This window comes from Butyrivibrio fibrisolvens, assembly GCF_037113525.1.
Taxonomy (GTDB): domain Bacteria; phylum Bacillota; class Clostridia; order Lachnospirales; family Lachnospiraceae; genus Butyrivibrio; species Butyrivibrio fibrisolvens.
In genome coordinates, this window is record NZ_CP146963.1 from 2,805,486 (window position 1) to 2,825,568 (window position 20,083).

The window sequence follows — 20,083 nt, forward strand, 5'->3', positions numbered from 1 at the left end:
TTTCAATTTTCATACTTATTTCTTTTTATCTTGCGGGTACTGTTTTTCTCAAATTCCTGGTCCATGACTTCGACCTTATCTATGTTCATAAAGCCGGGAAGATCTTTATTTATCTTCTTTATATCTTCATCAAGGGTGTCTGCAGGCTTTTCCATATAGACTTTGGCTACTATGATCTCATTACTTTTAACGGCTCTGCTTGTTACGATGCATTCGTTAACGTAAGGAAGCTCCAATATCTTTTTCTCTACAGCTTCAGGAGAAAAATTCTTGCCGTTACTGCGGATTATCAGGTTCTTCTTGCGTCCTGTAACGAAGATGACCTTGTCGTCTGCGACATAGCCAAGATCGCCCGTCTTAAAATATTCGCCTTCCATGCTCTGCCTGGTGGCTTCGGGATTCTTGTAGTATCCAAGCATAACGCAAGGACCCTTGACCATTATCTCTCCTTCATCGGAGATTCTGACATCGATATGTCTCATGATGGTTCCGGCGCTTCCAACTACGTTATTGGCTGCCCTGCTTACCGCGATCGTAGGTGAGCACTCGGTCATGCCATAACCGTTTAAGAGCTTTATTCCAAGCTCTTCATATTTCTCAACATAATAGGGGTTTAAGGCTGCTCCGCCGCTTACGACAAGCCTTAACCTTTTATTTAATATATTCCCGAACAAGATGTGCCTTAGATCGATGTGGAACTTTAACAGGAAGTTACTTACCTTTATCATGTTGCAAAGAAGGTTATATCTGTTCTTTTTCTTAGCTTCGCGAACGATATTTTTATAAATTCCTTCAAAGACCATGGGAACAGCCTCGAAGAAAAACGGATCGAATGCCTTGATATCCCTTAAAAGGTACTTCAGGTCGAGATTTAAGCATACTGTTGTTCCATTGTACAAAGTTGCGAGAATTCCCGGATTAAAGCCGTAGGTGTGATTCATGGGGAGGAGTGATAGTGTCGGACTTTTTAGGACGTTATTTTCAAGAGTTCCCCGAACATTAGTTGCGATGTTATACTGGGACAGCATTACTCCCTTCATCTTGCCGTCAGTACCTGAAGTTGACGCAAGAACAGAGAATTTGTCCTTATCAATAGTTTTTATTCTGATAAAAAAATCTTCAGAAGGATACGAACCTGTGCTTAGTTTCTCGTATTCATCATCGATATTTATCGCTTTGATCAAAGGATCTTCAAGAAGGTCGGAAACTTTTTTGCCTGTCTTTTTGGTATAAAAAAGGACGTCGACATCAAAGTCTTTTATCATGTCTTTAAGAGTTTCCTTATCAAGCTCTTTGTCCAGTGGTACTATTACGTTATCAAGCGCTGCTGCCAGGTAAATGGTGATATATTCGAATCGGTTCTCAGAAACTATGGCTATGTGCTGCCCGCTTAATTTCTTTTCACCAAAATAAGAATACAGGTTGTAGATATGCTGTATTACGTCCCTGTACTTAAGATCTGTTATGGTATCTTTGGCAAAATACCTGATCGCCGTCTTATCAGGATAGCGATCATTCCAGCCTGAAATCATTTCGCCAAAGTTGTCGTAAATGACCGTATCTATATATGAAAAACTCATTAAATCTCCCCGCGTAAAACGTTACTGCCTGCCAGTATCAGTAACATGAAAAACTTTTTCCGAATGACCTATTATGGCACATATTTGTATATACTTCAATAATTATAACAGTTTTCATGCTATAACATATAGGCCGGATATTTGTCGGCCAAAACAAAGAGATTGCATAAAACCATAGCCTGTTTTATGCAATCCCTTTGTTTTATCATTATAAGTGTTTGTGAACAGTTCAAACTTTTTTATAGTTCTGTTAGAAATCTCTCGTTTCTTAATTCTTTTTATTTCTTCCGGTCAAACTTCTGAAGAAATGCCTGATCAGCGCATGAAGTGCCTTGTCGCCTGTTTGGGAAACTCTGTGAGACACTGCCATGTTGTGAAGCATTTCTGATCCCATCATATCTGCTGCCTTTGAAAGATAATCGGGCTTTGCTTCTATTTTGGAAACCTTTGCATTAAGTTCTGCCTTTTCTTCATCGGTTAGATACTTATCCGCAAGCTTATCAATAATGCCTTTTTCTACAGTTAAGCCTCCTGCCATAAAGCGGGCTGCATACTTGCCATATCTGTTAAAACCGGCTTCGATATCATCTCCAAGTGATGTTTCATAAGTAGTTGCCGGTCTGATACGTCCATCTCTTTCTCTTACTACCCATTCATTTGTGTTGTAATCAAAATACTTCTCTGCCATTTTTATTTCCTCCTAAGTATGAGTGTTTTCTCCGGAAATCCGCATCCGTCGCAGATTTCCGGGATTCTGATTTATTGTTCTATATATAAGTACCACTCAATACTTATTCGGTTTTATAATTTAGAAAAAAATTTTTATTTTTTTTCTATAAATTTTTTAAGGCTGTAATTTCGATATATCTAAAGTCACCTGGATATAGTTATTTTCCTGTTTCCAGTGCTCTTTGAACGGCATCAGCGGACAGATCTCTGTAATCATTTAACTGTGTTACATCAGCAGGTACATAGCCGTTATCTCCAATAAAATTGTCATTATCATCATAGTAATACTCTATCTCGCCTTCATATATGAACGTCTGAGTTCCGGTTGCCTGATCATACTCAGACACCATCTGGTATCCCATTTGTTCTACGCTTAAGTAAACTCCATCATGAGAATTCTTCCCCCACATAGTAGCCAAATGTCCTCCTCCGAAAGTGCCGCTCCAAAGCCATTCTGTTCCGTACCAACCGTATATATTAATGACATAATCAGCTTCACAGGTTCCTTCCTGTACGAACAGTTCAGGAATACCATCACCTGTTATATCATATACAAAATATCTAGGATCATATTTATCAACAACGCCTTCAGCCTGTTTTGTCTTCATAAGCGTAGATGCTTTTTGGGCCATAAGAGCATAATCAAACACTGTTTCCTGTCTTGCAATCTCTAAATATTCTGCTGAGTCATAATCAGATGTAAAATCTCTTATTATAAGGCCGTCAAATACATCAGGACTTCCGCCTCTTATTGCAGTTGCAGTAAACGGAACTATCTCATAATAATCATCACCATCTGCAGCCCATTTAAATTTTCCGTTTAATGTGAAAGTTCCATCGCCGTTGTATTTAATATCAAGGCTTTCATAACCAAATGTGATAAGTTCTACATCTCCTGTAAAATGCTGATCATCATAATCAGAATTCGGCGTTACGCCGTTATCATTGAATGAATAATCATAAGGTAACGTGATTCCAAATGCTTTCCAAAAGTCCTCTATCTGCGAAGCCGTTAACTTTCCATCAGTTTCCCATGGTAAAACCGCATCCACATCAAGGCTGTTACAAAGCATATGTATCATGTAATAACGAGCATCATAAACATACCTGCCATCATCCGGCAATCCATAATATGAGTAAAAACCTATGGCATTAGCAATCTGTATCTTGGCTTCTTCGGAAAGTGTGAAGTCTGCGTTTGCTTCCTGGAGATTTGTTCCATCTACTTCAGAAATATCTTCATAGTCTCTGATCGTGAATTCAAACTCTCCGCTTGGGAAGTAAGTATATCCTCCTAGATCTTCACGGTACAGATCATCATAAACCTTTTCAGAAACATGGTGGGCAAAAAATCCTTCTGCTGTAATAGTTTGTCCAACGAAACTTTCCATATAACCATTCATACAGCTAAATGCAGCTTCATCTATTTCTTTTACTACTCCATCATCTATGATTTTCAATGGCTCATCAAAACGGATTCCATACATGTAATAACCAACGCTATCATACTGCTCTCTATATTCTTCATATTTTTCCATATACTCCTCTACATCCTGGCAAAGGAATACTTCTCCGGTAACTGTTACGTCAGTCAAAATTTCTATAGCATCTTCATCAATTTCTTCCGAAGATTCAGCACTTGCATCATCCGAATCCTCTGCATCAGCAACTACAATGGAGTTGTCCTCCGCTGCATCACTTTCTTCTATTACAGCATCTTCAGAATCATCCTGGTGTGTAGCAACATAAGTTGCCCCGGTGCCAATACCCACTCCTGCAAGAGCTACTGTCGCAATTATAAGTGCCTTTATGCCAAGCCCTGTCGAAGCCGCTGTAGCAGCTGTGGTTCCTGCAGTTACTCCTGTCGCAGTTCCTGCAGCCGATGCGGTTCCTGCTCCTGTAGCAGCTCCCGTCGCAGATGCAGTCCCAGCTCCTGTAGCAGCTCCCGTTGCAGATTCACCTCCGACAGCTGCAGCACTTGCAGTTGAAGATGATCCTGTTGCGATCTTTGTGCCTTCCATAGCCGCCATTCCAGTAACAGCTGCTGTTCCAGCCCCTGTTATACCTGTAATACCAGCCTGGACCATACCTGATGATACAAGGCTTGCACAAACACCTGCGCCGGCGCCGCCTATTGCGACTGCTCCCGGTATAAGTCCAAGACCCGCACAGCTCTTTGCATAAACATCATTTGCCGCCTGATCTGAAAGTATAGTTCTTTCGGACATAAGCTTGATAGCATACCATATAGTAGGCAGTGCAAATACATGAAGTCTTATGCCATCACGTTTCTCTGTACCCTCAACCTTGTCTTTTAAGAATTTTCGCGCATAATTCAGACGACTCTTTACAGTTCCTTCAGAACAGTCCTGCATCTGCGCGATCTCACCAACTGATAATCCGTCAAAATAATAAGCAACAACAGCTACTCTCTGAAGCTCCGGCAATTCCTCTATAAAAGACTGAATAATCTTGCTTGTCTCTTTCTGCTCTGTTGATAATTCCGGCATGGAAGAAATGTCATTACTCTCAAGCATGTCAAAAACGCTTCTTCCATCTTCATCATCAGACGCCAGAATATCCCTATTTTTTCGTAACAGTTTCATTCCCTGATTAAGGCAGATTTTTTCCAACCACCAAAAAAGCGACTCTGCATTCTGAAGATTCTTTATGCTCTTATACGCCTCAACATAAACTATCTGCGTTAAGTCCTGGGCATCAGCATCATTTTTAGTATGCTGTCTCGCTCTGAAATATACATAGTTATATGTTGCAGAATATACAGCATTAAAGCCCTCTTCTTTACCCTCAGCCATATCATTTATGGCTTTTATCAGTTGTTCATCCATTGTCCTTATCACCTTTCGATCTGCAGTTGGCAAACTGCGTTCTCCTTTCCTTGATTCTATTAATAAGTACCGGGAAAAGAGTGATCGGTTTTATTTTTTTAGAGATTTTTTTTAACATCCGTTATCTTCTATGCTAGTCCCCCATTTAGTTTATGTATCCGTCATAGTTTTTTATCTTTTCATCTGCTTTTTGCATAATTCGGCGCTGTTCTTCTTTATAAGTTTTATGTTCCTCATAAGTTTGAAAGATCGTATCTTCCGGACATTTTTCCTTTAGTCTGTTCCATGCCTCCTCATTATACCTAAGTCCGCATAAAACTCTACCTTCTTTATTCTCAGCAACAATATAATTCCCATTAAAAGCAGTCCATATGCTCAAAAACTCTTCACTATACAAAGATTTTTTATCCTTCAAGCCTAAGATCAGCTCTCTTGGGCACTTTGGCGCTTCATATACGCAATGGATATTATTATAATTTATTTTGATGCTGCCGATCCCCTGAATAAATCGCCTGTCTCTCTGAAAATATATCTTATCATCTGCAAGATATACTGTATAATTTGCGTCCATAGTACTGTTGACTATATAAATATATCCAAGAAGCAATAACGCCATAATAAATATTATTGGCAGCATGCTAATAAGAGCATTCGACACAATAGATACAATCACCACAAAAGCAAGCATTGCAGCAAAAAATCCATACATCAGCACGATTATACCTTTAGTAATAATTTCTCCTGCCAGGAACATCCTGCTGTCAGCACCAATCTCATCCAACTCTTCCTTGGTCCAGGATGTCTTCTTGTGAACTTTATAAATAAAACTTTGATCTTTATAATCCATTTTTCTCTCCCATAAAACCCAGTTTCTGTTAATTATAGTTGAAATCAGCATTACTTGTGAAGACTCAAGTGTTAGTTTCGATAGAAGCTCGATAAAAACTGGATGGAAACAGGATTTTAAAAAATCTGTTGAACTATTGAAGCCGACATGTTATCATACCTTAGATAACGAAAAACCACAGCTTTACGAGGAGAGAGTATGCGACATTTTCAGACATCAGACATTAAAATACCGATGTGCCATAAGCGACTTTCTTCTATTTCTATTTTTTCTAATAAGCTTCAGTTTTTTAATAAACGTAAATTATGAAGGGATATTTATTTTTTAAAATAAATATCTCTTTTATTATGTTCAAAATGGAGGAATACTATGAATTCAATGCGTCATCTTATGAGCCCCATGGACTTCACCGTGCAAGAACTCGAAGATCTGTTCGATGTAGCCAATGACATCGAACACAATATGGACAAATACTCACATGCATGTGACGGCAAGATCCTTGCTACATGCTTCTATGAACCAAGTACCAGAACCCGTCTTTCATTCGAAACAGCAATGCTCAGACTTGGCGGCAAGACTTTAGGATTTGCCGATGCTTCCAACTCTTCTGCTGCCAAGGGCGAAAGCGTTGCTGATACAATTCGCGTTATAAGCTGCTTTGCCGATATCTGTGCAATGCGTCATCCCAAGGAAGGTGCTCCCATGGTAGCTGCTTCCAAATCACTTATCCCTGTTATCAACGCAGGCGATGGCGGTCACCAGCACCCGACCCAGACACTTACAGATCTTCTCACCATCAGATCTCTTCATGGAAGTCTTGGAAACTTCACTATCGGCCTTTGCGGCGACCTTAAGTTCGGTCGTACCGTTCACTCTCTTATCAATGCTCTTACAAGATACGAAGGCATCAACTTCATCTTCATTTCACCAAAAGAGCTAAGAGTCCCTGATTACATCACAGAAATGCTTGATGCCAAGGGAATCTCCTACCGTGAAGTGATCAAACTCGAAGATGTTATCTCAGACCTTGATTTCCTTTACATGACCCGCGTTCAGAAAGAGCGTTTCTTCAACGAGGAAGACTACATAAGACTCAAAGATTTCTATATTCTTGATAAAAAGAAGCTGGATATGGCCAAAGAAACCATGCAGGTCCTCCATCCTCTTCCACGAGTTAACGAGATCTCCGTTGAAGTTGATGACGATCCAAGAGCAGCATATTTCAAGCAGGTTCAGTATGGTCTCTACGTAAGAATGGCCCTGATACTTACACTATTAGATATGACAGACGCTCATATAAATGAAGGCCTGTTACGCAAGTTCTAAATAATACTACTGTAATTATAAACACACTCAAATCATTGGAGGAATATACGATGCTTAATGTTGGAAAAATAGATGAGGGCTTTGTTCTCGATCATATCCAGGCCGGTAAAGCCATGTCGATCTATCATCACCTCGGTCTTGACCGCCTTGACTGTACTGTTGCTATCATCAAGAATGCCCGTTCCGGTAAGATGGGACGCAAAGATATCCTGAAGGTTGAATGTGATATCGATTCCATGGACCTTAATATCCTTGCTTTCATCGATCACAATATCACTGTTAACGTTATAAAAGATGGCGAGATCATTGAAAAAAGAGCTCTGGTCCTTCCCAGAGAGATCAAGGGCGTGCTCAGATGCCACAATCCCCGCTGTATCACTTCTATCGAGCAGGGGCTTCCGCATATCTTCTATCTTGCGGATGAAGCTAATGAGATCTATCGCTGCAAATACTGCGACGAGAAGTATAGCATGAATGATTCAGACTTCGATCGCGGTCAGTGCTAAGGCGAATATAATATTACGTAAGAAAAGACTGGTGCTTTTGTGTTACATGTAAGCTCCAGTCTTTTTTCTCATTAAAAAACCTCCCTACCGGTTTTCCGATAAGGAGGTTACTGTTTCATTATAGATTTAATATCCGAATTCCTGTGCCCAATACCATGAGCCATCACTTGTCTGATAGATTGCCATTCCAATTGAGATAAATGAGCTATCCATAATGTTGGCTCTATGTGTAGGAGAATTCATCCATGCATTAACAACTGATGATGAACTCTGATAAAGCTTTGCAAGGTTCTCGCCATACTGGAGTGTACTGTTTACTGTCCACCAGCTTGATCCATCAGGTCTTGTATGTGAGAAGTAGGTTGTGATCTCCTGTGCTCTAACCTTGGCTGCATCTTCAAGTCCCTGATTCCTTACAAGTGCCGGAAGTCCTGCAGCAGTTCTCTGAGCATTTACTAAAACAAGTGCCTCATCAAGTGCAGCCTGAATTTCTTCACTTGATTTAAGCTCATTAGCAAGAGCTATCTTTCCTTCATCAATCCATATTTCGCCAGCGCCTTCACCCGCAGCACGGAAAGCAGCATCTCCGATGTCTGCTCTGGAGCCGCATGCAGCTGTTCCTAATACAATAAGTGCTACCATCAGCACTGATACTATCTTTTTAAAATCCCTTATTTTTCTCATAATGAATTCCTCCATGGTTTCATTATTTGTAATTATACTATCATATTTTCTATCATATTTCAATATATATGTGCTATTTATGATATGTTTTTCTGATTTTCATCACTTTATCTCCTAATCTTATATCGTCAACAAAATAAAAAACAAGAACCTTTTTTCGTTAAAAAGATTCTTGTTTTTTGTATAAATCGAGTCTGTGTTTTTTGGTTATAATGCCAGTTTTTCTGGGATTATTGATCTGTAGCATTTGGTACTGTATCGACCTTTACGCCATGGATCACAAATCGTTTGGATGATCCGCGCTGACCATTACAGGTTGAAAGATTAAGAATTTCCGGTCTGTCTTCAAATGACACATCAATTGGGCATTTGTAGTTTGTGAGCTTTTTGAGCCTTTCTACATACTTATCATAGTCCTCGTCGTTATCAATTATGGCATACACAGTATCGTTACCATTGTTAGTGCTTTCATATGTATAGACTACGTATTTAAAGGTCGCTTCTTTTGTATATACATAGAAATACAACGGTTCATCCATTGTTTCTTCCTTATTAGGCGCCTTGTAAAGATAATCCAGAGAACCGAACATGGATCCATTACGCATGTTGTGCCCAAAGAGGAAGTCGTTATATCCCATGAAAGTCTCATCAGAATACTCATCAAGGAAAATACAACCGGATGAATTATGCTCTCCTGTGAAGGTTACGTGCAGGTACTGGTTGGCGTAATTTTCTTTTACTATGGGATAGTTTAATGTAAAGTCGTACTTATCGCCTTCTACGTCGAAGTCCCAGTAAAGCCACCCGATGAAATCAGGATTTTGTGAAGAAAGCATATCGAAATCAACAAAGAGCTCAGGGATTCCTGTATCTTCATCAATTACAACACTTTCTTTTCCTGTATCCGGATCCTTTTCAGGATTGGTGGATACCGCTTTAGAAGCTATATCGTCATACTCCTCAACTGCGATCTGCCTTTCGTGAATTTCTTCGTAGATGTCATATCCTTCATACGCTATGATGCAAACAAGGATTGCTACCAGAGTATAAACAATAATGGGTCTTAGCCTGGATTTTTTACTTTTCTCATCTTTACCGGTACTCATAAAAACCTCCACATAACGTGCCCTTTTAGCCTGTATTCCTGATTTTCAAAAGGAATCTTACGCTAATTTGAGGAGACTACAGGATGTAGTTAGTACATGTTTAGAATTAAGGAGTTCTTTACAGAACTCCGGATGTAATTCTATGTACGAAGTTTCTTAATATATCCATTCCCTGAGGTGTCATGATGGATTCCGGATGGAACTGAACGCCGAAGACTTTATATTCTTTGTGCTGAACTGCCATTATTTCGCCGTCGTCGGCTCTTGCTATTACCTTAAGACAATCCGGAACTGTTCCTTCTTTCAGTGAGAGGGAATGATATCTTGCTACTTTTATTATATCAGTCATTCCGGTAAAAAGGGGAGATGATGTATCAATCTTGGTATCAGACTGCTTACCATGCATAAGTCTTGTAGCATGATCTACTGTTCCGCCGTAGTATTCGCAAATTGCCTGATGTCCAAGGCATACGCCAAGGATTGGGATACTATCTCCAAATCTTGCTACAACGTCTTCACAGATTCCAGCGTCCTTTGGTTTACCTGGGCCGGGGGATAAAATAATTGCTTTTGGATTAAGCTCCTTAATTTCATCAAGTGTTATCTTGTCGTTTCTTACTGCTTTGATATCAGGTTCAAGAGTTCCGATATACTGATACAGGTTATAGGTAAAGCTGTCATAGTTGTCGATAAGTAGTATCATTTATTCTTCCTCCGCTTCCTTGATTGCAAGAACTACAGCCTTAGCCTTGTTGATGCACTCCTGATATTCTGTTTCCGGTACGGAATCAGCTACGATTCCGGCTCCGCTTCTGACAAATACCTTATTTCCTTTTTTGTATGCAAGTCTAATGGCAATACAGGTGTCAAGGTTGCCGGTAAAGTCTACGTAGCCTATGGCGCCGCCATATATTCCTCTTCTACTGTCTTCGAGTTCATCTATGATCTCGCAGGCTCTAATCTTGGGAGCTCCTGAAAGGGTTCCTGCAGGAAGAACTGAGTCTACTGCTTCGATCGAATCACAGTCGTCTCTCAAAACGCCTTTTACTTCAGAACCTATATGCATTACATGAGAATATCTTTCTATTTCCATGTATTTTTCAACTTCTACAGTTCCAAACTTGCAAAGGCGGCCAAGGTCATTACGTCCAAGGTCTACGAGCATGTTGTGCTCTGCTCTTTCTTTTTCATCAGCAAGGAGCTCTTTTTCCAAAGCCTGATCCTCTTCAAATGTAGCACCTCTTGGTCTGGAACCTGCAAGTGGGAAGGTTCTGATGGTTCTGTCTGTTACCTTCACAAGAGTTTCAGGGGATGCTCCTGCTATCTCCATGTCGCCATAGAAGTAGAACATGTATGGGCTTGGATTGGTGGTCCTGAGTACGCGATATGTATTAAGGAGCGAACCTTCAAACTCTGCTTCCATGGGATTTGAGAATACAAGCTGGAATATGTCGCCTTCTGTAATGTGATACTTGATCCTGTCTATCTTTTCACAGAACTCTTCTTTACTGAACTTGGGTTTAAGCTCTGATTTAAGTTTTCCCTTCATAACAGGCTTTTGGAGGCCGCCTCTTATCAGGTGTTCCATTTCATCGAGGCTCTTTAAGGCACTATTATAGGAATTTTCAATATCATCAGTTCTTACATTTGCTATAAGGAGAATCTTCTGACTGAAGTTGTCATAGCAGATGATCTTTCTAAATAGCATGAGATCCATGTCATTAAAATCATTTTCATTTTTGGCATTAAAATGAAGGGATGGCTCGCCATACTGCATATATTCATAGGCAAAATAGCCTACGAGTCCACCGGTAAATGTTGGAAAGTCTTCTACCTGGGGTGCTTTATTATCTTCAACTATTTTTTTGATATACTCGCCGGGATTATCACATTTGGTTGTCTTTGTACCTTCTTTGCTTGTAATAGTAAGTTCGTGATCTTTACTTGTGATAGTCATGTCAGGGGCATAGCCAAGGAAACTGTATCTTCCCCACTGTCTGTTATCTTCACAGCTTTCAAGCAAAAAGCAGTGATTACTAACGTTTTGAAGTGCTCTGAGTGTTTCTAAAGGTGTTCTTAAGTCAGATAAGATTTCTCTTTTGACAGGTACAAGCTTGTAATCGCCTGACGCTGCTATCTTTCTGACTTCATCTAAAGTCGTCTGTCTCATACATTTTCCTCCCATAGCTCCCTGGCCCTAAATATCAACTTGCATCTGTAGCGGAGCATTTTTAACTATGAATAAAAAATCAGAAAGCTGTATATTAACAGCTTTCTGATTCAAAATTTTAAAGTTTTTATGTAAGAAATACAATCGACTTAATAGTTTTTTTATTGATATTTTTTATTTTTATATTTTTAACTATTCTTGATCATATTTCATGTATATTATTTATATACAAAATGTACTTTTTAAAAATTATGACTTTTTAAAATATGTATCTAAGAATATATGACTTTTTGTCACTTCGTTCCAAAAGTCATGTAAATAGGCCAATTGAGAACACCTTCGGTGCCTAGCCTATTTACCTACCGATTCACTTTCTTACGAAATCCGCAGAAAATGCGGATTTCTGATTCAAAGTTACGAAAACATATACTACTTAGAAGTGACCGCCATGACCTCCGCTGGTATTTCCGGAAGACGAGCGATGAACAGTAGATCCGCCTCTGGAACTGTCATTATCGATCTTAACTCTGTTAACACTCTTTCTGATGAACCTATCGTAACGACCATTTATTCTAATATTATTTCTCTGCTCATAGTCTGCGGCACTATTGTTCTGCTTAACATTCTTCATACCACTTGCCATAACACCTACTGTTACACCGCCTGCGGCAAGGCCGAGAACAAGGCACGCAAGCCATTTCCATGCAGGAATCTTATCACGATTCTCATATGCAGTACAAAACTTGTCACATCCATCAGCAAACTTATCAAATGCCTTAGCATAATCACCGTCGCTAAGATATGAAACAAATTTATCTTCAAGACTTAAAAGGTTATCATCCGTAAGGATCTGGATTGCTTCACCTCTTGTACTTGTGTAATATTCTCTTTCGCTCATACATACAGCAAGAAGAATAGCGCTGTCATCATTGCCTCTCTTCATGCCAAGTTCGCCATAATCTCTTATATCATCAGCATATTCCTGAATAGTATACTGAGAATAAGAATCTGTGGTAACTACAGCGATCTGAACATCATGAGCCTCACCGATCTCTTCAAGTTTTTTCTGAAGAGTCTCTTCTTCATCGTCAGTCAGAAGATCACTTGAATCATAAACAAATCCATAGTCACCGGATATAACCTCTGCTCCGTCCGCATATACAGTCATAGCAAGCGGTGAAGCTACAAAGCTTGCAGCTATAGCCGCAGCTCCAATTATCATCGATATCTTTTTATTCTTAAATAAGCCTTTCATTTTCTATCCCCCAGTCTCAAATACGGAATATCAGTTCCAATATTGCAAAGATCGCAGTAAAGATAACAGAACTGATCGCAAAGTATTTTGCTGCTGCACCTTTATCTACAGGCAGGTTTCCGACGAATTTACCTGTCTGTCCATTCATTGCAAAAAGGAAATTCTGACCATTCCATGTTGTAGATAAAAGCCATACAGGATAGAGTGCATATTTGATCTTTTCACCTGATGCCTGAATATTCTGATTACGTACAGTAACTGTAGAATATCCCTGAGCGCTGCTCTTTATTTCATTAATCGCGCTGTTAGTCATACGCTCTCTTGCACGAGGTCTGGACTTTTGTTCATCAACATCGTACTGATTAGCTATGTAACCAGCGAAGTAGGCATCATCGTATTTCTTAAGTCCGTTTGCATCAAATGGCTCTATAGACTCTGTAAGATCATCAGGCATTTTACTTGAACCATCAACAGGAACATTAACAAAAGGAACATCACCTTCACGATATACATCATAGAAGCTTGTCTCAGTGTATCTGTACTTGCTGTCGCTCCAGGTCCTGACCTTTGTAGCTTCGCAGTTAAGCGCCACATGCATGTTGGTATCAAAGAGCCAGTAAGGAATATACACGCCCTTGATCTCATCAATATGATTTTCAGCTGAAAAAGTTCTTGGAAGTAATTTTTTCCCTTTGATGTAATCCTTATACTTCTGCTTAGCCTGCTCTTTGGTAAGCTGGAAAGGGATTACGAAATCAGGTCTTCTACCATTAGTAAAGACCTCTTTGAAGGTAACATTGTTACCACAGAATGGACACTGGGTAGCTCCCTGTGTCTTATCGGCAATGATCTCACCACCGCAGGACTTACAGATATAGACGTTCTTGTCTTTACCAAAACCATAAGTCTCTGCTTCCTCATCCGATAACTTATCAGAATTATCTGAAGCCTGTGCCCCTTCATTTGCAGAAGAAGCATTGCCTTTAGAAACGATCTTTTTGTATTCCTCAATAGAAATAGCGGTGTCACAATACAAACATTTGAGTTTTTGCGTAGGGGCGTCAAACTCCATAACTCCGCCGCACGCAGGGCATTCGTATTCCTGAGTTGCCATATATTCGATTCCTCCAACATAAAACTTATTTATATGTAGACATTTTACCACATAATGCGTATTTCTAAATTATCATTTCATTCGATTTCAGCCCTTTATTTTGCCAAAAAAGCTGCAATAAAATTCATTTTTGAACCAATAGTCAAAAAATCATAGTATTGGTTTACATATTTTTGATAATATATTTCTTTGTTCTTCTTTTATCATTACTTTATAAAGCCTTTAGAATTTAGCCAAATTTAAGACACAAATTCAATGTAATATATAAAACATCAGAAACAGTCAATTGTTTCTGACTCCCCAACAAAACTTTTTTCATACCGGACGGATTGATTCCCCATCAGTCCGTCCCTCCTCCCAAAAATAACAGCACTGCTGTTTTTAAGTACTCGGCAAAAAGAAAGCGCTGGTTCATTAAGTTGAGCCGGCGCTTTCGCAATTATTTTTCAAGAACTACAGGATGTAGTTAGTACATGTTTAGAATTACATGGATGTAATTCTATGTACCAATTACAGGATGTAGTTTAGACATGTTAAGAATTGTGGAGTTCTGTAAAGAACTCCTATGCAACTTCTATGTCATTTATTCCGTTACAGGTGTAGTCTCTGTCGTTTCCTCTGTCACTGTCTGATTCTGATCATCAGGCACAACAGCTTCTGGTGCCTGTATGCTTTCTTCAGAAGTACTCTCTTCCGAAGTTCCCTCTTCCTGAGTTGTGCTATCTTCAGATGAGTCATTTCCCTCTTTATTCTTAAGATAGTCTTTTACCTGATCCGGTTGTATTCCGCCATAGACGATAACTGCTTCGCCCTTCTCGACATGTTCAAATACAACTGCAGCGGCATCCGGAGGAAGATTTACGCATCCATGTGATCCGTTTGTCACATATATATCTGAGCCAAAGGATGATCTCCAGCTTGCATCATGAAGACCAACATTACCATAAAATGGCATCCAGTACTTAACATCTGAAGAATAGTTATCACCCTTAAGAGTAGCATCCCGCTCTTTATATGTGATACTGAAAACTCCTGTAGGAGTTACTCTGTCCTTGGTGACCTTACCGGAAACACAGTCTGTTTCTATTACAAGAACCCCATCCTCGTATACATACACGTGCTGGTGATCAAGATCAACTTCAACATAGCTATCGCCATAATCCTGAGCTCCATACTGTGCCGCTGTACCAAAGTAAGCCGGAGTCATGTCACAGATACTTGCAGACTCTATAGCCTCTACAAGCTCATTAAAGGTGGTGGTTCTGTCCATCCACCAGCCATAATCACCACCTGATATTGTTATCGTCTGACCAAGAGATGTAGTAAATGTCCTGTCACGTCCAAAGGTATCATATGTTCTTCCAAGGTAATTAACGAATTCATTAACCTTATCGGTATCAAGAGTAGTTGTTGTTCCGTCATAACTGATCCAGTCCTTTATATAATTACCATCAACCGTAATCACATCCTGACCAAAGGTATAAGTTATCTTGGCAGAAGCATACTGATTAAGACTATTGCATTCAGCATTGAGTTTCTCGTCATCAGCAAAGATTGTAGGTTCTACATAAACTCCTGCTTCATCCAGTAAAAGAGTTGACTGCATAGTAGAAAGCGCATTCGTTACAGCACTATAAAATGCAGTATCATCTACTTCGCTTCCATAATCTTCCGGAACAACTGTATATTCTGCAGCGCTTTCATCAAACACAAGCTCTGCATCAACAGGTTCCACCATGTTCTCTTCTTTGAAAAAAGACATAGCGCTTATCTTTGATCGAAGCTGCCCTTCATCAAATGATGCAAGGTCTGCATTTGTATATGCTTTGTGAGAAAAAATAGAAACAGGCCATTTCAGACCATTTAAAAAGCCAAGATTATCATTAAGACCTTCATCAAACTGAGGTGTCCATGAGATATCAGCAGCTGTGATCTTCTCCTCAAGATCTTTCCTACCGGAGATCGCAAGAACATAACTGGAAGCCTTAGAGTTAACAAGGCTTCTGACTTCGTCAATAGTCATCCAGGATATATCCTGATCATTAAGTTTTGAACCGGGACAAAAATGAAATGAGAAAAATATAGCTGCCCCTATATAAATAGCTGCCACGGCAGTAGCAGCTATAAAAAGAATCAGATTTTTTTTCTTCACGATTCCCCCCAAGAAAAATTGACTTTCGTTCAAAAGTAGATAACTTATCTAAGCATCATTCTTGCAATATCGTAAGCAATATCAGGAATATATATATAAGCAGAAATAATGATCTGAGCTGTAATAGTTATATATACATTCTTAGTGATAAGGTATACAGCTGTAAATGGAGCTGCCAAAATCACATAATATACTATTCCAGGAATACCATGAGCAAATAAAATCGCACTACCAACAAGGCTGACAATAGTAAACACAACCATCAAAGCCTTATTATTGCCTGAAAGCAGGCCTTTTCTCAGGAAAAGGTTCTCTGCAACAGGAAGTAAAACCATCATTGTGATAGCATAAAAAGCTTCTTCAAAATAATTCTCTTTAAGGAAAAGAGAAATAAGACCTGGATCCTTACCAAAGAACAGATCCCATAAAATATATGTCTTAAGCTGAACTGCACCAAATGCAAGTAATGCACAAACTGCCGTCCATGCCCAAGGCTTCCATCCACTGATGTAAGTCTTGCCAAAAGCCTTAATCGAAAACTCTTTATGGAACAGAACTATAAGACCGGCTGCCAGTATGACATACAAAAACAAGCCAGGATGCTTAATTACTTCTGTTGAAACTGTAAAAGCAATTACCAGTGCAGCTGCTACAACCCACTTAGCTATAGTAAGCTTATTCACTTTTTTAGCCGCAGGAGCAGAATGATGTTCTCTCTTCTTAACAGCTGAAGAACTAGTATATACTGTTGTATCCATATCTGAAAACCTCTTGTAATTATCCACAAAATTCGCACGAGTCCTTAATAATAATATACCAATAAAGCATTACAATCAATGTAAAATGTCATAACATGTCACTATAAAACGTTATTTTTATAGTGAATATGCACAAATACCAAGGACTTTTTCTATCATTTCTAAATTTTATAAATCCCAAACACTTCAGGAATTACGTTCAGACAACAAAAAATCGGTCTGAATCTATCTTACCATACCACGAATTCAGACCGAATACAAGTTAAACACAAGTTTTAATACGAGTTCACTCTTCTGCCATACTGATTTGCTTTCTTTGATCTTTTAGCTTTGTTTTTCTTTTTCATAAAGCGAAATCTGCGTTTATGAGAACGGAACTTTACTATCTTTCCTTTTTTACCAGTTGCATCATCCAGTATCTTGTTTTCAATCCTGTAATTAAAATAGCAAACTAAAACTCCAGCTATGATAAGTATACTTCCGGCAATAATTACTTCCATGCAAATCATCCCTTCCGTCATATAACAAACCAAAAACAACTTCTGTATTAACTACATCGACTAAAAAGGGAATTTTCTTTATGTATTTTATTAATGAATTTTCATAATATTTTGCGATCGTATCGCGGATGTATTGACTTTTCAAACACGTTATGTATAATGACATAGGTGGATTGATATTAGGGGTCACACAGGGTAATTAAGGTAATTAGTAAATGAGTATTACGAAGAGTACCAGACAGACACATTCAATTGATGTTCTGAACAAGATTTGCCATCAGGAATATGAATTAAAAGACACTGAGAATGGATATCGAATGATTCCAATTTCTAAGCGTTATATTTTTAATGCTGAACCCAAAAAGAAATCATATCCATCTGCCAAAATAAATTTGGTATAATAATCTCTATTGGGCTATCGCCAAGCGGTAAGGCAACGGACTCTGACTCCGTCACTTCGCAGGTTCGAATCCTGCTAGCCCAGTTTCCCACTATTTTTTAATCGAATAGTTTTGAATCACCCATTCTGCAGAGTAATGCTCTGCAGCTTATTATGTTGTCCCAATTTGTATTTCTTACAGGAACCATAGTTCTATCCTGAATAGTTACATAAGGGTAGAATTCATACATTCCTTCTTTGATCCTTGCATCAGAAATACCTGTGATCTGAGCAAAGCGGTGAATATACTTCTCTTCTTCCTTAGTGTATGCAAATACAAAAATGCCTGAACTTACATAATCAAAGGCACTTCTAAGTCTAAGATCTTTACGAGGTTTATGGTGTGGAATTGCTTTAAGGAATCTTTCATCCTGAATTTCATCAAATCCGCTTGGAAGTGGCTTATCAGGAAGCATAGAGCCTCCCATTCTTCCCGGAACCTCATCGAGCATTCTTGCACAATGTTCTTCCATGAAGCGATAAAAAAGCTCTGTAAAAGGAGAATCACATCCAAGACCAACAAAATAGAAATTATTCTGACGGGCATTATATAAGACTGCATTACCTATGCTTGTAACTCCACCATCTGCATGGTGAAGATCTATGCGAAGGTTATCTGCAACAGACGAAAGATTATTATCCTCCCCCGGATGTTCCATCATGTATGAAAGTGCTTCGAGTATGGCTTCAAGGTTGTGTTTATTCCTGATGCCACTACGGCTCTTAACACCAACGCTTTCTAACCCTATCTGTACTGCTCCGTTCCCATCTGAATATGCAGCCAGTACAAATCCATTATCAATAATAATTGATCCTGAACTCGCGGTAATCAATTCCATATAATTTTTCACTTTTTTCTCACCCTCTGCTTCTCTATAGTGGAAGCATCCCCTCTTTTTTGGTCGGTATTAGATCATCCAACCTCAACTAATACATAATGTATCACATTATGCACAAAAAAGATAGACTATTTTTTTTCTTTTTGTCTATTTTTGTATAATTTTATATAGCGTTAACTAATTGTTTTCCCCTTCAACTAATCTGCGCCTGATTCATTACATAATATCTGCAAATGAAATAATGCCATATATCATATCAGCAGCGTCAACAGGCTGTGTAATATATACATCAGATTCGTCACTATCTTTACTGATCCTATAGAATTTTCCTTCTTCATTTTTAATCAGCTCTTGAGCTACTGCTATTCCATCATTAAATTCGCAAACAAGCTCAAAGGTATATTCATCACTATAACCAATGCCTATAAACTCGACGTCTCCATCCCATATTCCGTCAGTAACGCTACCTTTCATACATACATAAGTGCCGACGTTACTATCTTTTATAACTTCCATATGACCATTTGGCTTATCATTCTCCCAATCGCCATATGCAACATAGCAGTCAAAATTACCATGAAGAAAGTCGCTGACGTTAGTTGCTACAACACAGCCATTTCCATTTCTTTCGCCATCCTCATATTCACCAACATAGGCATAAAACTCATTTTCTCCATATAGATAAAATCCTACAGTGCCATAATTGGTCTCACATAAGATAGGGAATTCAATGCCAATATCCTTAGCTTCTTCTATAAAGTCATCTATTCTGAAATCCCTCATGTAATTCGAAGCTTCCACATATTCTTCATCTGAAATAAAGCTTCCAAGTTCTTCAGAAACAAAATAAAGCTTGGACATTACAGATCCGTATACGGCATCATCATTATCAGGATCCTGCTCAAGCAGCTGATCGTATCTTGCTGCTGCCGTCATGTAATCATGTGCCTCAAAAAGCTCATCCGCGATCTCCTCAAGATCTCCCGAACCTTTCTGGTCGCTCTTACTGTCTTTTACCACCATTACAACAAGAAAAGCCAGGCTGGCGGCCAAAAGGCCGCCTAATACACCCAGCATGATCTTTAAGATAGTATTGGATTTTTTCTTTTTGACATCAGAATCCGGACTTGAATTCGTGCTCTTTGCTTTGCCGGGAAGTACTCGCCCGCAAAAGTAGCAATATAGCGCGTTTTCGTCGTTCTCGACTCCGCAATTAGGACACTTCATAA

At 39.1% G+C, this 20,083-nt stretch carries 17 protein-coding genes and 1 tRNA gene; 3 read left to right on the top strand and 15 right to left on the bottom strand.

Annotated features, from left to right (window positions below; all coding sequences use genetic code 11):
• Positions 1-2 precede the first annotated feature (2 nt).
• The 4 genes from WAA20_RS11710 to WAA20_RS11725 all read right to left on the bottom strand — a co-directional run bounded on the left by WAA20_RS11710 (position 3) and on the right by WAA20_RS11725 (position 5,939).
• Positions 3-1,580, bottom strand: coding sequence for an AMP-binding protein (locus tag WAA20_RS11710; RefSeq protein ID WP_073385892.1), 1,578 nt, complete (start codon positions 1,578-1,580; stop codon positions 3-5).
• A gap of 268 nt (positions 1,581-1,848) precedes the next feature.
• A complete protein-coding gene (locus tag WAA20_RS11715; protein ID WP_073385891.1) occupies positions 1,849-2,268 on the bottom strand; it encodes a hypothetical protein in 420 nt (139 codons plus the stop codon).
• Positions 2,269-2,467: 199 nt separating this feature from the next.
• Positions 2,468-5,191 (bottom strand): sigma-70 family RNA polymerase sigma factor, encoded by a 2,724-nt coding sequence (locus WAA20_RS11720; protein ID WP_139263630.1) that lies wholly within the window; start codon positions 5,189-5,191, stop codon positions 2,468-2,470.
• 112 nt (positions 5,192-5,303) lie between these two features.
• Positions 5,304-5,939, bottom strand: coding sequence for a hypothetical protein (locus WAA20_RS11725; RefSeq protein ID WP_139263628.1), 636 nt, complete (start codon positions 5,937-5,939; stop codon positions 5,304-5,306).
• A gap of 444 nt (positions 5,940-6,383) precedes the next feature.
• On the opposite strand from WAA20_RS11725, the gene pyrB reads away from it, so the two are divergent.
• Together pyrB and WAA20_RS11735 are read left to right on the top strand one after the other, a co-directional pair.
• Positions 6,384-7,331, top strand: a complete 948-nt coding sequence (pyrB, locus tag WAA20_RS11730; RefSeq protein ID WP_073386035.1) for an aspartate carbamoyltransferase — start codon at positions 6,384-6,386, stop codon at positions 7,329-7,331.
• 50 nt (positions 7,332-7,381) lie between these two features.
• The gene (locus tag WAA20_RS11735) at positions 7,382-7,837 is read left to right on the top strand and encodes an aspartate carbamoyltransferase regulatory subunit (protein ID WP_073385886.1); all 456 of its coding nucleotides are present in this window, start codon (positions 7,382-7,384) and stop codon (positions 7,835-7,837) included.
• A gap of 126 nt (positions 7,838-7,963) precedes the next feature.
• On the opposite strand, the gene WAA20_RS11740 is transcribed toward WAA20_RS11735, so the two are convergent.
• The 9 genes from WAA20_RS11740 to WAA20_RS11780 all read right to left on the bottom strand — a co-directional run bounded on the left by WAA20_RS11740 (position 7,964) and on the right by WAA20_RS11780 (position 17,576).
• A complete protein-coding gene (locus tag WAA20_RS11740) occupies positions 7,964-8,521 on the bottom strand; it encodes a CAP domain-containing protein (protein WP_073385885.1) in 558 nt (185 codons plus the stop codon).
• A gap of 230 nt (positions 8,522-8,751) precedes the next feature.
• Positions 8,752-9,627, bottom strand: coding sequence for a class B sortase (locus WAA20_RS11745; RefSeq protein ID WP_073385883.1), 876 nt, complete (start codon positions 9,625-9,627; stop codon positions 8,752-8,754).
• A 118-nt stretch (positions 9,628-9,745) separates the two neighbouring features.
• A complete protein-coding gene (locus tag WAA20_RS11750) occupies positions 9,746-10,330 on the bottom strand; it encodes an aminodeoxychorismate/anthranilate synthase component II (RefSeq protein ID WP_073385882.1) in 585 nt (194 codons plus the stop codon).
• Positions 10,331-11,797, bottom strand: coding sequence for an anthranilate synthase component I (trpE, locus tag WAA20_RS11755; RefSeq protein WP_073385880.1), 1,467 nt, complete (start codon positions 11,795-11,797; stop codon positions 10,331-10,333).
• A gap of 433 nt (positions 11,798-12,230) precedes the next feature.
• Positions 12,231-13,052: a TPM domain-containing protein gene (locus WAA20_RS11760; protein ID WP_073385879.1), complete on the bottom strand. Its 822-nt coding sequence runs from the start codon at positions 13,050-13,052 to the stop codon at positions 12,231-12,233.
• Between the two features lie 16 nt (positions 13,053-13,068).
• Positions 13,069-14,166, bottom strand: a complete 1,098-nt coding sequence (locus WAA20_RS11765) for a hypothetical protein (RefSeq protein WP_073385877.1) — start codon at positions 14,164-14,166, stop codon at positions 13,069-13,071.
• Positions 14,167-14,749: 583 nt separating this feature from the next.
• On the bottom strand, positions 14,750-16,318 hold the full coding sequence (locus WAA20_RS11770) for a L,D-transpeptidase family protein (protein ID WP_073385876.1): 1,569 nt from the start codon (positions 16,316-16,318) through the stop codon (positions 14,750-14,752).
• Between the two features lie 44 nt (positions 16,319-16,362).
• Complete coding sequence (locus WAA20_RS11775) at positions 16,363-17,076, bottom strand: hypothetical protein (RefSeq protein ID WP_073385874.1); 714 nt, start codon at positions 17,074-17,076, stop codon at positions 16,363-16,365.
• A 275-nt stretch (positions 17,077-17,351) separates the two neighbouring features.
• Complete coding sequence (locus tag WAA20_RS11780; RefSeq protein WP_073385873.1) at positions 17,352-17,576, bottom strand: hypothetical protein; 225 nt, start codon at positions 17,574-17,576, stop codon at positions 17,352-17,354.
• Between the two features lie 411 nt (positions 17,577-17,987).
• On the opposite strand from WAA20_RS11780, the gene WAA20_RS11785 reads away from it, so the two are divergent.
• A tRNA-Gln gene (locus WAA20_RS11785) sits at positions 17,988-18,060 on the top strand.
• A gap of 14 nt (positions 18,061-18,074) precedes the next feature.
• Here the strand turns inward: WAA20_RS11785 and WAA20_RS11790 are convergent.
• Both WAA20_RS11790 and WAA20_RS11795 read right to left on the bottom strand, forming a co-directional pair.
• Complete coding sequence (locus WAA20_RS11790) at positions 18,075-18,854, bottom strand: hypothetical protein (RefSeq protein ID WP_139263626.1); 780 nt, start codon at positions 18,852-18,854, stop codon at positions 18,075-18,077.
• A gap of 216 nt (positions 18,855-19,070) precedes the next feature.
• A complete protein-coding gene (locus WAA20_RS11795) occupies positions 19,071-20,081 on the bottom strand; it encodes a zinc ribbon domain-containing protein (protein WP_073385869.1) in 1,011 nt (336 codons plus the stop codon).
• Positions 20,082-20,083 lie beyond the last annotated feature (2 nt).